Genomic DNA, 12,464 nt, shown 5'->3' with positions numbered 1-12,464 from the left:
CGATGCCTCGTGCCGGACGTCTGTGAGCATCCGATCTGCGCATCTGGGACCATGGAGTCATGCGCATCGCGGAACATGTCGTCGACCTGATCGGCAACACCCCTCTCGTCAAGCTCACTTCGGTTATCGGCGGCGAGCACGGGACCGTTGCAGCCAAGCTCGAGTACCTGAACCCCGGCGGAAGCTCGAAGGACCGCATCGCGGTCAAGATGATCGACGCCGCCGAGGCGTCGGGCGAGCTGAAGCCGGGCGGAACCATCGTCGAACCCACGTCCGGCAACACCGGCGTCGGGCTGGCCCTGGTGGCACAGAAACGTGGGTACAAGTGCGTGTTCGTGTGCCCCGACAAGGTCGGCGAAGACAAGCGCAACGTCCTCAAGGCCTACGGCGCCGAGGTAGTGGTGTGCCCGACCGCGGTCGCGCCGGAACACCCCGACAGCTACTACAGCGTGTCCGACCGCCTCGCCCGCGACATCCCCGGCGCGTGGAAGCCGAACCAGTACGCCAACCCGGGCGGTCCGCAGAGCCATTACGAGACCACCGGGCCCGAGATCTGGGCCGACACCGACGGAAAGATCACCCACTTCGTCGCGGGCGTCGGCACCGGCGGCACCATCACCGGCACCGGCCGCTACCTCAAGGAGGTGTCGGGCGGAAAGGTCAAGATCATCGGCGCCGACCCCGAGGGCTCCGTGTACTCCGGCGGCACCGGCCGTCCCTACCTGGTCGAAGGTGTCGGCGAGGACTTCTGGCCGAGCGCCTACGACCCGTCCATCCCCGACGAAATCATCGCCGTCTCCGATGCCGACTCCTTTGAGATGACACGCCGACTCGCGCGTGAAGAAGGCCTGCTGGTCGGCGGATCGTGCGGAATGGCCGTCGTCGCCGCACTCGAGGTCGCCAAGCGTGAGGGTCCCGACGCGGTGATCGTCGTTCTCCTTCCCGACGGCGGACGCGGCTACCTGTCCAAGATCTTCAACGACAAGTGGATGGCCTCCTACGGCTTCCTCCGCACCCCGCTCGACGGCAAGCCGGACGAGAAGACGGTCGGCGACGTGCTGCGCGGCAAGTCCGGCGAGCTCCCGGACCTTGTCCACACGCACCCGTCCGAGACGCTGCGCGACGCCATCGAAATCCTCCGCGAGTACGGGGTGTCCCAGATGCCCGTAGTCGGGGCCGAGCCGCCCGTCATGGCCGGTGAGGTCGCGGGAAGTGTGACGGAGCGCGACCTTCTCAGCGCCGTGTTCGAGGGCCGTGCCCACCTCGCCGACCCCGTCGAGAAGCACATGAGCAAGCCTTTTCCGCTCATCGGTTCGGGTGAGCCGGTGTCGGCCGCGACGAAGGCACTGGGGGATACCGACGCGCTGATGGTGGTGGACGACGGTAAGCCGGCCGGCGTCATCACTCGCCACGACCTGCTCGGGTTCCTCAGCGCCGGGTCCTAGGGCGAGACATCGGGACGGGCTGCTCGCCGGACGCGGGCGGCCCGTTCCACATCCGAGGGGGGAAATCAGTGGGTGCTCGTCTGCGTCGTGTCGTGGGAATTCCGATCATCGCCCTCGGACTGACGGTTGCCGGGTGCGGGCAAGCGGTCGACGGCGTCGCACAGCCGGCATCGGTGGCGACAGCGAAACCCAGCTCGGCGGTGGTGGCCGGGTCGACCGACTGCGACCACCTGACGGAGGTGCTGGGGTCGTTGGTATCGGACCGGCCGTATCTCACCGAGGCAGTCCTGCCGGGCTCCGCCGATCCCACCTGCTCGTGGTCGAAGGGGCCGGCCAACGTGCTGAGCACCCTCACTGCGTCCGTCAAGCCGCAGGCGACGGACCCGGTGGTCATCGTGGAGATGAGGAACGGGACGAATGTGATTCCCGATCCGCGGTCCACGGCAGTGAACGGGGTGGTCCTCGACGTCGTCGCCATGGCACTCCTCACGCCGACGCACAGCATCATCGTCAACGCGATCGACCCCTCCGTGAGCGACGAGACCAAGCTGGACGTCGCATTCGCGATTGCGAAGTATCTGCAAGATTAGGTCCCTACTACGCTGGCCTACATGAGTGAGCAGCGCAGCAAAGCGGACAACATCAGCTGGCAGGGTTTCTCCACGAAGGCCGTGCACGCCGGATTCGACCCCGACCCGCAGACCGGCGCCGTCAACGTCCCGATCTACGCGAGCTCGACGTTCGCACAGGACGGCGTCGGCGGCATGCGTAACGGGTTCGAGTACGCCCGCACGGGCAACCCCACCCGCCGACCGCTCGAGGCCAACCTCGCAGCGCTGGAGTCGGGCACGTACGGCCGGGCCTTCGGCTCGGGCATGGCCGCCACCGACTGTGTCCTGCGTGCCGTTCTCCGTCCGGGCGACCACCTCGTCATCCCCAACGACGCCTACGGTGGCACGTTCCGCCTGATCGACAAGGTCTTCTCCCAGTGGGGTATCGAATACACCCCCGTGCCGGTGTCCGATGTGGATGCCGTGCGCGAGGCGATCCGGCCGAACACCAAACTGGTGTGGGTCGAGACCCCCACCAACCCGTTGCTCACCATCGGTGACATCGAAGCGCTCACCGAGGTGGCGCACGCGGCCGACGCGAAGATCGTCGTCGACAACACGTTCGCGTCGCCTTACCTGCAGCAGCCGCTGCAGCTCGGCGCCGACATCGCCCTGCACTCGACCACTAAATACATCGGCGGCCACTCCGACGTCGTCGGCGGCGCACTGGTCACCAACGACGAAGAACTCGACGCGGCATTCGCGTTCCTCCAGAACGGCGCCGGCGCCGTACCCGGTCCCTTCGATGCCTTCCTCACGCTGCGCGGCATCAAGACCCTCGCCCTGCGCATGGAGCGGCACAGTGACAACGCCGAAAAGGTCGTGGAGTTGCTCACCGGGCACCCGGCCGTCTCCAAGGTCATCTACCCCGGCCTCGAATCGCACAGCGGCCACAAGATCGCCGAGAAGCAGATGCGTCGTTTCGGCGGCATGATCTCCGTCCGGCTCGCCGGCGGTAAGCAGGCGGCGCTGGACTTCTGCTCGCGAACCGAGATCTTCACCCTCGCCGAGTCGCTCGGTGGTGTCGAATCGCTCATCGAACATCCCGGTGCGATGACGCACGCCTCCACCGCGGGTTCGCTGCTCGAGGTCCCGGACGACCTCGTGCGGCTGTCCGTCGGCGTCGAAGACGCGGCCGACCTCGTGGGCGACATCGAGCAGGCGCTGAAGTAGGCGGCTTCGCCGCCCGTGAGTGGTTGACGAGTCTCTGGACTCCTTAACCACTCACGGGGCGCGGAGCGCCCTATGCTGGCCCGCGTGGAATCCGTCACGCTCGAACAGATCAGGGCAGCCCGTAGGCTGCTTGCCCCCGTGATGCGCCGGACGCCGGTGATTGCATCGAGGGCATTGTCCGAGCGATGCGGGCACGAGGTGTCGCTCAAGTGCGAAAACCTCCAGCGCACGGGGTCTTTCAAGCCGCGTGGTGCGTATTACCGGATCGCGAACCTCGCCGAGGAGGAACGCGCGTCTGGTGTCGTCGCCGCGAGTGCCGGTAATCACGCCCAGGGTGTGGCCTGGGCGGCCACCGACCTGGGCATCGCGTCGACCGTCTTCATGCCGACGGGCGCACCCCTACCGAAACTCGTCGCAACCAAGGCGTATGGCGCGACCGTGCATCTGACCGGTGACACCGTGGACGATGCCCTGGTGGCGGCGAAGGAATTCGCTGCGGAGACCGGGGCGGTGCTGATTCACCCCTTCGACCACGTCGACATCGTGGCAGGTCAAGGGACTGTGGGCCTCGAAATTCTAGAGCAGGAGCCGGACGTCGGCACCATCGTCGTTCCGACGGGCGGTGGTGGCCTCATCGCGGGGATCGCCGCCGCGGTGTCGGAGTTGCGTCCCGACGTGCGCATCATCGGCGTCCAGGCCGAGCAAGCAGCCGCGTGGCCCGCTTCGCTAGCCGAAGGCCGTCCCGTGCCGTTGGCGAACATGTCCACCATGGCCGACGGCATTGCGGTCGGCCGACCGGGCGACGTCCCGTTCGCGCACGTCGGCACTCAGGTAGATGCCATCGTCACGGTGAGCGAGGACGCGTTGTCCCGCGCCCTGCTGTTGTGCCTCGAGCGAGCGAAACTCATCGTCGAACCCGCCGGCGCCGCGGCGGTGGCGGCTCTGATCAGTTGCGCCCAGGCCGAGCTCGGCCTCACCGGAAAGGTCTGCGCCGTGCTGTCGGGTGGCAACGTCGACCCGTTACTGCTGACCCATGTGGTCAACCACGGGTTGCGCGCGTCGGGACGCTATCTTGGTGTGCACGTGACCATTCCGGACCGACCGGGTGGTTTGGTCGGCCTCCTCGAAGTGGTCAGCGGGAACGGGGCCAGCGTGGTCGACGTTGTTCACTCCCGGACCGGTGGCTCACTCGCACTGGACGAGGTGGAGGTCTTCCTCACCGTAGAGACCCGTGGCCCGGGACATCGCCAGGATCTGCTCGACGCGCTCGACGCCGCCGGATACGCCGTTCGGCTGCAGCACTGAGCGCCCCGCTAGTGTGGCCATCCATTGAGGGTGCTCACCCGGAACTCCTGATCCACCAACCGCGCGGGTAGCTTCAGTTCGGCGAGCCAGCTGACGGCGCCGCCGCCCATCGCGACCGCCGCCGTACTGGTTGCGTGGGCGGTGGTGCAGCAGTCGGCCACCACGGACACTGTGCGCCACAACGCCATCGGGTCGGGACGCAGGGGTTTCACGGTGCTGGCGGTCGCCACGCCTGCATCCGACGGAATCGACACCTGGCAGGTGGGGTCGCCCGGCAGGTCCTGCACCTGTATCTGCCACCCACCCGGCGGCGTGGGTCCGGCGGTGGCGATGTCGCCGCCCAGGGCCACCAGCACGCCGCAGCCGAGGAGTTCGGCGGTGGTCGAGGCGCAGTGGTCTGCCGAGCTCGCGCGAGCGGTGGCCGTGAGATCGAGCTGCGCTCCCTCGGGCAGCGTCACCTCGGTTCCGTCGACCCCGACCGTGCGCCAGGAGTGGGTGGTGGATCCCGACGTGGGGTCGAGCTTTCCGTCCGTGATCCGTGCCGCAGACAGTGCATCGGCGATGAATCGGGCGAACAGTGGGGTCACGGTGTTCTTCCCGTGCCGGAGAGAGTGGATCTCGGCGTCGGATCGCTCGCGATTGACCGCGGCGTCTGCTGCCGCGAGATAGCCGCGCACCAGGTTGGCAGCCGAATCGAGAGCGGCCGGGTCGGTGACGACGACACGTACGTGCCCACCCCACGTCGACCATTCGGTCGCGCTACGCGCACCGGTCATGCTGTGGTTACTCCCCGCGTCTTCAGAATCCGCTCGACACCGCATCCGGTGTTCCGGAGCCTGCCGAGACGAGGGGAGCGGCGACGGCCGCGTCGGGTGAAGAGGCGTCCGCGGCAGCCGCGATGCCGCCACCGGCGACCAACCCGGCGATCCCGGCTGCGGCGAGCGCACGCCGAACGGGAAGCAGGCGGGCATTCCGTCGATCTTCACTCATGTCCACCACCTTCCACGACGAACCTGTGAGCAACCTGGGAATCAGTTCGGAGAGCGATGCGAGGCCGGCTCAGAGGGGTGGAGTGCAGTCGGGCCGGGTGGAAACACGCACGCACGGTCGTGTGCGACGGCCCGAAGCCTGCTCACCGCACGAAATGGCTGCTGCCCAAGCTGCCGAATTCGGCCCGCGCCCGCTGTACCCCGTCGTAACGTGAACCTACTCGGTTCGGCATACCGAGGAGGAGGAGCGCACGTATGTCAGTTGATGCAGCGGCGATCATCGTGGCGATCACCACAGCAGCGGGGGCAATGGTTCAAGGAGCAGACATACCGCAGCCAGTGAAAGACCAAGCGGCGGACGCAATCCAAGTTGTAGAGCAAGCTTCTCCCGACGTTCAGAAACAGGTGAACGACGCCATTTCGGCTCTCCCGGAACCAGCACGACTGCAAGCCGAGCAAATGGTCACCGACGCATCCGAGGTGGTGAAGCAGGCGACCGATCCCTATATTCCGGCGCCGCCTGCTGCAGACGCACCGCCGGCGCCGCCCCCGCAGGTCCCTGGACCCGAGCAGGCACTCGTCCTCCCCGACAGTCCGCTCGACCAGCCCCCGGCGCCGATGGCCTCGGGTGCACAAACCATGATCGGTGGGCTGGCCGCCGTCCCCGGCGTCCCCGCCATCATCAGCGGCCTCGGATCCTTGATTCCCTCGGTGCCTGCCGGATTTCCCGGGGTCTCACTGGCCCCGATCGGGGCCATCGCCGTGTTCGCCCCCTGGATCCGCAAGGCCGGCTCGTTGTGTGAAGGAATCAAACCGCCGACCCTGGCCGCTCTGTACTCGGTCGAGAACGGCTTCAGATATGGGGCGGCCTCGCCGGTGTCGAGGGCGGGTGCCCGCGGACCCGGTCAATTTCTGCCCGGCACCTGGGCCAAATACGGCAAGGACGCGGACGGCGACGGCAAGGTGGACATCAACGGCGTCGCCGACCCGATGATGGCCTCCGGCCAGATGCTGTGCGACCTCCACGCGCAGATCGACGCCTGGAAGAAGCAAGGCGTGGTCAAGGGTGACACCCTCGACCTCACCCTTGCGGCCTACAACGCCGGTGCGGGTGCGGTGCGCACGTCGGGCGGGATGCCCGCCGGAAAACCGGACTACGTCCACGAAACCCAGCCGTATGTGGCACGGATCCGGTCGCTCGAAGAATCGTTCGCCCGGATGTTGTCGCCGTTCTTCTACGGCGTCGGCGCCGGGGAGCCGAGCCGGGTGGTCGAGATGGCGATGAGGTTCATCGGCCTGCCGTATGTGTGGGGCGGCGGCAACATCAACGGACCGTCCGGCGGGGGATTCGACTGCTCCGGCCTCACCTCGTTCGCCGTCTACGCCGCTACCGGCATCAAACTGCCCCGGACCTCGGAGACTCAGTGGCGCGTCGGCGTCGAGATCCCGCTCTCGGAGGCGAAACCGGGCGACCTGCTCTTCGGAAACTGGCAGTCGGGTGGTCCCGGGCACGTGGCGATCTATGTCGGAAACGGCCAGATGCTCCACGCACCCACCACGGGTGACGTAGTGCGCATCGGTGCGGTGTTCTCCGGCATGAAGGCCCGCAGAATCATCTGAGTGCGAACTGCACCACAAAAAACTCCGGTTCGGGCGCATCGCCCGGACCGGAGTTCTGTAAAGCAGAGCCGATATCAGCTGTGGTAAGGCTCAGCGCTGACGAGCGTCACCTTCATGCTGCTGCCGTTGGGCAGCGTGTACTCGCGCGTCTCGCCGACCTTCGCCTCGAGCAGTGCCCCACCCAACGGTGAGTTGGGGGAGTAGACCTCGAGCTTGTTGTCGCGTGCGCCCTCTTCGCGGGTGGCGATGAGGAACGTCTCGGTGTCCTTCTCGTCGCCGTCGTAGTAGACCTTCACCACCGAGCCGGGCAACGCCACGCCGGACTGGGTGGGTGCCTCGCCGACCTTCGCGCTGTTCAACAACTCCTGGAGCTGGCGGATACGAGCCTCCTGCTGGCCCTGCTCTTCGCGGGCCGCGTGGTAGCCACCGTTCTCCTTGAGATCGCCCTCTTCGCGTCGCTCGTTGATCTCGGCGGCGATGACGGGTCGATTGGCAATGAGTTGGTCGAGTTCGCTCTTGAGCCTGTCATGTGACTCCTGGGTCAGCCAGGTCACCTGGGTCTCGGTCATCTCGATCACTCCCTCGTAGTTGGAGCCCCCGGGCTCCCTCGACAGACCACTGCAACAGCAGTGATCAACGGCTCGGCGGATCAGCCGGCCGGGGCCGAACGCAGATCCACCTTGCCGCCAATGCAGCAATACACGGTTCCAAACCGGAACCGTGTATCAGCCGATTCTAGCACGATCGGCGGTCGGAACCCGCGGAGAACCCGAACGGTCGCTCGGGGAGCGGCTGGTCAGCCGCCGGTGAGATACGCCGGAACGTCCAGGCTGCACCCGTACACATCGCCCATGGCCGGCGGCTCGGACGTGTAGACAGGGGCCGTGATCTTCACCGTCTGATGCGGCCCTCCGGCGATGTAGACCTCGCGCCGTCCCGTCTCGGACCCGTCCTTGGAGCGTGCACGCACGATGCACACCCCCGGGCGTGAAGGGTCGTCACGGGTGACGGTGAAGGTGATATCGAGCCGCGAGTCGTCGACAAGATCGAATGATGTGGCTTCGCTGTCGATGTCGGAAATCGTGAACCTGTCGTAGGCCGAGAATGCCACGATCACCCCGAGCACCACGACGACCGCGCCGAGCGCCCACGCGATCCAGCGCCTCGGCCGTGCAGGCTTCGCTGCACCTGTGTATCGGCCGGGGGGAAGCGTTCTCGTCATCACTCTGCTCTCACACCGCTCCAGTTCCTCACTGCTTCCAGCACTCGAGCGGGGTCACGGCTGCAAGCGGAACTATCGGGTGGAACTATAGAGGATGTGCGTCGGTGCGCCGTCAAGCGATGGCGGAGGACGAAGAGCGTACGACACGAACAAGCCGGCAACGGCTACTGGCGAAGTTGAGGTGAACGAATACGTGAGCGGATTCCGTCTCATGGCCGTCCATGCCCATCCCGACGACGAGTCGAGCAAGGGTGCGGCGACGACGGCCCGTTACGCCGCCGAGGGCAACGAAGTGCGGGTGGTGACGTTGACCGGGGGTGAACGCGGCGACATCCTCAATCCGGCGATGGACGTGCCCGGCGTGCGAGACCGCATCCACGAGGTCCGCATCGAGGAGATGGCCGAGGCCGCCCGCATCCTCGGTGTCCAGCACCAGTGGCTGGGATTCGTCGACTCGGGACTGCCCGAGGGTGACCCGCTGCCGCCGCTGCCGGAGGGGTGCTTTGCGCTGGTGCCGCTCGAGGTGGCCACCGAAGCTCTGGTCCGGGCCATCCGTGAATTCCGTCCCCACGTCATGACGACGTACGACGAGAACGGCGGTTATCCGCATCCCGATCACATCCGCTGCCACGAGGTGTCGATGGCCGCCTACGAGGCGGCCGCGGATCCGCAGCAGTTCCCCGACGCGGGCGAGCCGTGGAAGGTGCAGAAGGTCTACTACTCGCACGGGTTCATCCGTAAACGTCTCCTGCAGTTCCAGGAGGAGTACGAACGCCGCGGTGAAGAATTCCCGATGGCGGAGTGGCTCAAGAAGTGGAAGACCGAGCAGGGTGATCTGATGGCGCGGGTCACCACGCAGATCACCTGCGGCGACTACTTCCCGCAGCGCGACGACGCCCTGCGCGCCCACGCCACCCAGATCGACCCCAACGGTTCGTTCTTCGCTGTTCCGCTGGAAATCCAGCAGAAGATCTGGCCCACCGAGGAATTCGAACTCGCCAAGACCCGGGTCACCACCTCCATTCCGGAGAACGACCTGTTCGCCGGCGTTCACCCGGACGAGTCGCAGTGATGTCATTGACGCTCGGTGTCGTCGCCGGGACGGTGGAACTGCTGGCGCAGACGCCCAGCACGCCCTCCGGTCCCGAGTTCGGTAAGGCCTCGCCTATCGGACTGGTGGTCATTCTCGCTCTGCTCGCGGGAGTGGTGCTACTGGTGCGCTCGATGAACAAGCAGCTGAAGAATCTGCCCGAGACCTTCGAACCGGACCATCCCGAACCCGACCAGGAAGCCGACGAGGGCACCGACCGCGGCGCACTGCACGGGGACAACGGGACCACGAGCGGACCCTCCGGTCCCACCGACAATCCACCGAAGCTGCAGCAGTAGTCGAAGAGGAGCTGGACATGGACCCACGCGCACGCAACACACTCGGCGGGTCCACCAGTCCCTATCTGCGGCAGCACGCCGACAACCCGGTCCATTGGCAGCAGTGGGGGCCGGAGGCCATCGAGTGGGCGCGTGAACGTGATGTGCCGATTCTGTTGTCGATCGGGTACTCCGCGTGCCACTGGTGTCATGTGATGGCGCACGAGTCGTTCGAGGACGACGCGGTCGCGTCGCTGATGAACGAGCACTTCGTGTGCATCAAGGTCGACCGGGAAGAGCGTCCCGACCTCGACGCCGTGTACATGAACGCCACCGTGGCGATGACGGGCCAGGGCGGTTGGCCGATGACGTGCTTCCTCGCTCCCGACGGTGCACCGTTCTACTGCGGGACCTACTACCCGCCCGCGCCACGCGGCGGAATGCCGTCCTTCACCCAGCTGCTCGGCGCCATCGCCGACACGTGGCGGGACCGGCGCAGCGACGTCGACAATGCCGCGGAGTCGGTGGCGGCGGAACTGCGCCGCGGAGCCGACGGCATACCTACTGCGGATGTCGCGGTGAATGCTGCGCTTCTCGACGCGGCTGCTGCTGCCGTGTTGAAGGACGAGGACATTCCACGGGGCGGGTTCGGAGGTGCGCCCAAGTTTCCGCCGTCTGCGTTGCTGGAGGGTCTGCTGCGCACCTACGAGCGTTCCGGGAACGCGAAGGTGCTCGAGACGGTGGAGCGCACGGCGTCCGCGATGGCGCGGGGCGGGATCTACGACCAGCTGGGCGGCGGTTTTGCCCGCTACTCGGTCGACGCCGAGTGGGTCGTGCCGCACTTCGAGAAGATGCTCTACGACAACGCCCAGCTTCTGCGCGTGTACGCCCATCTCGGTCGGCGAACGGGTTCGGAGCTGGCGGTCCGCGTCACCGAGGAAACCGCGCAGTTCCTGCTTCGCGACCTGCGTACGGAGAACGGCTCGTTCGCGTCTGCGCTCGACGCCGACACGGCCGGCGTCGAGGGCCTGACCTATGTGTGGACACCTGCACAGCTCGTCGACGTGCTGGGCGCCGAGGACGGCGAGTGGGCGTCGCACCTGCTGACCGTGACGCCGGAGGGAACCTTCGAAAAAGGCGCGTCGGTGCTGCAACTCCTCGAGGATCCGGACGACTGGGAGCGGTGGGGTCGCGTGCGGAACGCTCTCTTCGCTCACCGTGCGACCCGGCCGCAGCCCGGCCGGGACGACAAAGTGGTCACCGCCTGGAATGGGATGACCATCACGGCGCTGGCCGAGGCCGGTGCCGGACTCGGCAGGCCGGAGTGGATCTCCGCGGCCGCCGAGTGTGCCCGGACGGTGCTGGGCCTGCACCTTGTCGACGGTCGCCTGCGCCGCGCCTCCCTGGGGTCGGTGGTGGGCGAACCCGTGGGAATTCTGGAGGACTATGCGTGCCTCGCCACCGGACTCCTCGCGTTGTTCCAGGCGACCGGCGACGCCGAATGGCTCGAACCCGCCGAGGCCCTGCTGGAGCGCGCCTTGCGACACTTCGCGGACGCCGAGCAGCCCGGCAGCTGGTTCGACACGGCGGATGATGCGGAAGTCCTGGTGACCCGTCCGCGCGACCCGGTCGACGGCGCCACCCCGTCCGGTGCCTCGTGCCTGGCCGAGGCCCTGCTCACCGCAGCGGCAGTGGCGGAGGCGGGCACCTCGGCCCGGTACGCCGCCGCGGCCGCCGCGTCACTCGACCGGGTGGCCCTGCTCCTCGAACGGGCACCCAGGTCGGCGGGACACTGGCTTGCCGTGGCCGAGGCGTCGGTGCGTGGGCCGATCCAGGTGGCGGTGGCAACGAACGGCGAGACCGGGCTGCTCGACGCCGCTCGCCGACTCGCTCCGGGTGGTGCGGTGGTGGTCGGAGGCGAGCCGGGTTCGTCGCCGCTGCTTGCGGACCGGCCGCTGGTGGGGGGCGATTCGGCGGCGTATGTGTGCCGCGGATTCGTCTGTGATCGTCCGGTGTCGACCATCGGCGACCTGGCCGAGGCGCTGAGCCGGTAATTACTGTCCGAACACGACCAGCCAGACGGCGATGTAGTGGCACAACGCCGCGATCACCGTGGCGGCATGGAAGAACTCGTGATGTCCGAAGGTGGCCGGCCAGGGATTCGGCCACTTCGTGGCATACAACACGGCGCCCACCGAATAGAGGATGCCGCCGATGAGTAGCAACACCATGGGCAGGACCCCGACCTTGGAGGTCAGCTCCGGCGCCACCGGAACGATCGCCCAGCCGAGGAGCAGGTAGAGCGGCACACCGACCCACCGCGGCGCCGTCGGCCACAGCATTTTCAGGGCGACGCCGGCGAAGGCACCGGCCCAGACGACGATCAGCAGTGTGCGCCCGGTGGTCGAGGGCAGGCCCAGCAGCCCGAACGGTGTATAACTGCCGGCGATGAACAGGAAGATCATCGAGTGATCCGCCCGCTTCATCCACATGCGGGCGGACGTGGTCTTCCAGTGCACGCGGTGATACGTGGCGCTGACCCCGAATACGCCGCACACGGTGACGCTGTAGACCGCGGTGGCGACGGCCGCTTCTGCTGACACTCGGAGTCCGGACACGAGCACGAGGACCAGCCCGGCGATGACCGAGATACCGAACGCCCACAGGTGAATCCACCCCCGCAGACGCGGCTTGACCGGGAGCTCGTCGAGTCCGAAAGCTGTCACAGGAC

At 67.1% G+C, this 12,464-nt stretch carries 13 protein-coding genes; 8 read left to right on the top strand and 5 right to left on the bottom strand.

The window, feature by feature from the left end; all coding sequences use genetic code 11:
* Positions 1–59 precede the first annotated feature (59 nt).
* The 4 genes from R4P95_RS30725 to ilvA all read left to right on the top strand — a co-directional run bounded on the left by R4P95_RS30725 (position 60) and on the right by ilvA (position 4,534).
* Entirely contained in the window at positions 60–1,445 is a 1,386-nt protein-coding gene (locus tag R4P95_RS30725; RefSeq protein WP_109332248.1) for a cystathionine beta-synthase, read from the top strand.
* A gap of 68 nt (positions 1,446–1,513) precedes the next feature.
* Positions 1,514–2,035: a hypothetical protein gene (locus R4P95_RS30720; protein ID WP_317747628.1), complete on the top strand. Its 522-nt coding sequence runs from the start codon at positions 1,514–1,516 to the stop codon at positions 2,033–2,035.
* Positions 2,036–2,056: 21 nt separating this feature from the next.
* Entirely contained in the window at positions 2,057–3,229 is a 1,173-nt protein-coding gene (locus R4P95_RS30715; protein WP_109332247.1) for a cystathionine gamma-synthase, read from the top strand.
* 72 nt (positions 3,230–3,301) lie between these two features.
* Positions 3,302–4,534, top strand: a complete 1,233-nt coding sequence (gene ilvA / locus R4P95_RS30710; RefSeq protein WP_317747629.1) for a threonine ammonia-lyase — start codon at positions 3,302–3,304, stop codon at positions 4,532–4,534.
* Between the two features lie 8 nt (positions 4,535–4,542).
* Here ilvA and R4P95_RS30705 read toward each other — a convergent pair whose 3' ends face one another.
* Both R4P95_RS30705 and R4P95_RS30700 read right to left on the bottom strand, forming a co-directional pair.
* The gene (locus tag R4P95_RS30705) at positions 4,543–5,310 is read right to left on the bottom strand and encodes an FAD:protein FMN transferase (RefSeq protein WP_317747630.1); all 768 of its coding nucleotides are present in this window, start codon (positions 5,308–5,310) and stop codon (positions 4,543–4,545) included.
* Positions 5,311–5,332: 22 nt separating this feature from the next.
* On the bottom strand, positions 5,333–5,524 hold the full coding sequence (locus tag R4P95_RS30700) for a hypothetical protein (RefSeq protein ID WP_109332244.1): 192 nt from the start codon (positions 5,522–5,524) through the stop codon (positions 5,333–5,335).
* 254 nt (positions 5,525–5,778) lie between these two features.
* On the opposite strand from R4P95_RS30700, the gene R4P95_RS30695 reads away from it, so the two are divergent.
* A complete protein-coding gene (locus R4P95_RS30695; protein ID WP_317747631.1) occupies positions 5,779–7,143 on the top strand; it encodes a bifunctional lytic transglycosylase/C40 family peptidase in 1,365 nt (454 codons plus the stop codon).
* A 74-nt stretch (positions 7,144–7,217) separates the two neighbouring features.
* Here R4P95_RS30695 and greA read toward each other — a convergent pair whose 3' ends face one another.
* Both greA and R4P95_RS30685 read right to left on the bottom strand, forming a co-directional pair.
* Positions 7,218–7,712 (bottom strand): transcription elongation factor GreA, encoded by a 495-nt coding sequence (greA, locus tag R4P95_RS30690; protein WP_005238978.1) that lies wholly within the window; start codon positions 7,710–7,712, stop codon positions 7,218–7,220.
* A 227-nt stretch (positions 7,713–7,939) separates the two neighbouring features.
* Entirely contained in the window at positions 7,940–8,365 is a 426-nt protein-coding gene (locus R4P95_RS30685) for a DUF4307 domain-containing protein (RefSeq protein ID WP_109332242.1), read from the bottom strand.
* Positions 8,366–8,558: 193 nt separating this feature from the next.
* Between R4P95_RS30685 and mca the strand changes: the two genes are divergently transcribed.
* From mca to R4P95_RS30670, 3 genes are read left to right on the top strand one after another with little or no spacing between them, the layout of a single operon-like run.
* Complete coding sequence (gene mca, locus R4P95_RS30680; RefSeq protein WP_109335268.1) at positions 8,559–9,437, top strand: mycothiol conjugate amidase Mca; 879 nt, start codon at positions 8,559–8,561, stop codon at positions 9,435–9,437.
* A complete protein-coding gene (locus R4P95_RS30675; RefSeq protein ID WP_284708783.1) occupies positions 9,437–9,754 on the top strand; it encodes a hypothetical protein in 318 nt (105 codons plus the stop codon). Before mca ends, R4P95_RS30675 begins: the two co-directional genes overlap by 1 nt.
* A gap of 17 nt (positions 9,755–9,771) precedes the next feature.
* Positions 9,772–11,787, top strand: coding sequence for a thioredoxin domain-containing protein (locus R4P95_RS30670; protein WP_317747632.1), 2,016 nt, complete (start codon positions 9,772–9,774; stop codon positions 11,785–11,787).
* On the opposite strand, the gene trhA is transcribed toward R4P95_RS30670, so the two are convergent.
* Positions 11,788–12,459 carry a PAQR family membrane homeostasis protein TrhA gene (gene trhA / locus R4P95_RS30665; RefSeq protein WP_317747633.1) on the bottom strand — a complete coding sequence of 224 codons (672 nt, stop codon included), beginning with the start codon at positions 12,457–12,459 and terminating at the stop codon, positions 11,788–11,790.
* Positions 12,460–12,464: the final 5 nt, after the last annotated feature.

Origin of the sequence: Rhodococcus sp. IEGM 27 (genome assembly GCF_033142305.1) — a bacterium.
Taxonomy (GTDB): domain Bacteria; phylum Actinomycetota; class Actinomycetes; order Mycobacteriales; family Mycobacteriaceae; genus Rhodococcus_F; species Rhodococcus_F oxybenzonivorans.
This window is presented reverse-complemented; position numbering and strand designations above follow the sequence as displayed.

Bases quoted from the DNA above. Each gene is read 5' to 3' on its own strand.
- R4P95_RS30715 (WP_109332247.1), top strand. From the start codon at position 2,057: ATGAGTGAGCAGCGCAGCAAAGCGGACAACATCAGCTGGCAGGGTTTC.
- R4P95_RS30725 (WP_109332248.1), top strand. From the start codon at position 60: ATGCGCATCGCGGAACATGTCGTCGACCTGATCGGCAACACCCCTCTC.
- R4P95_RS30705 (WP_317747630.1), bottom strand. From the start codon at position 5,310: ATGACCGGTGCGCGTAGCGCGACCGAATGGTCGACGTGGGGTGGGCAC.
- R4P95_RS30695 (WP_317747631.1), top strand. From the start codon at position 5,779: ATGTCAGTTGATGCAGCGGCGATCATCGTGGCGATCACCACAGCAGCG.
- R4P95_RS30685 (WP_109332242.1), bottom strand. From the start codon at position 8,365: ATGACGAGAACGCTTCCCCCCGGCCGATACACAGGTGCAGCGAAGCCT.
- R4P95_RS30700 (WP_109332244.1), bottom strand. From the start codon at position 5,524: ATGAGTGAAGATCGACGGAATGCCCGCCTGCTTCCCGTTCGGCGTGCG.
- R4P95_RS30675 (WP_284708783.1), top strand. From the start codon at position 9,437: ATGTCATTGACGCTCGGTGTCGTCGCCGGGACGGTGGAACTGCTGGCG.
- ilvA (WP_317747629.1), top strand. From the start codon at position 3,302: ATGCTGGCCCGCGTGGAATCCGTCACGCTCGAACAGATCAGGGCAGCC.
- R4P95_RS30670 (WP_317747632.1), top strand. From the start codon at position 9,772: ATGGACCCACGCGCACGCAACACACTCGGCGGGTCCACCAGTCCCTAT.
- greA (WP_005238978.1), bottom strand. From the start codon at position 7,712: ATGACCGAGACCCAGGTGACCTGGCTGACCCAGGAGTCACATGACAGG.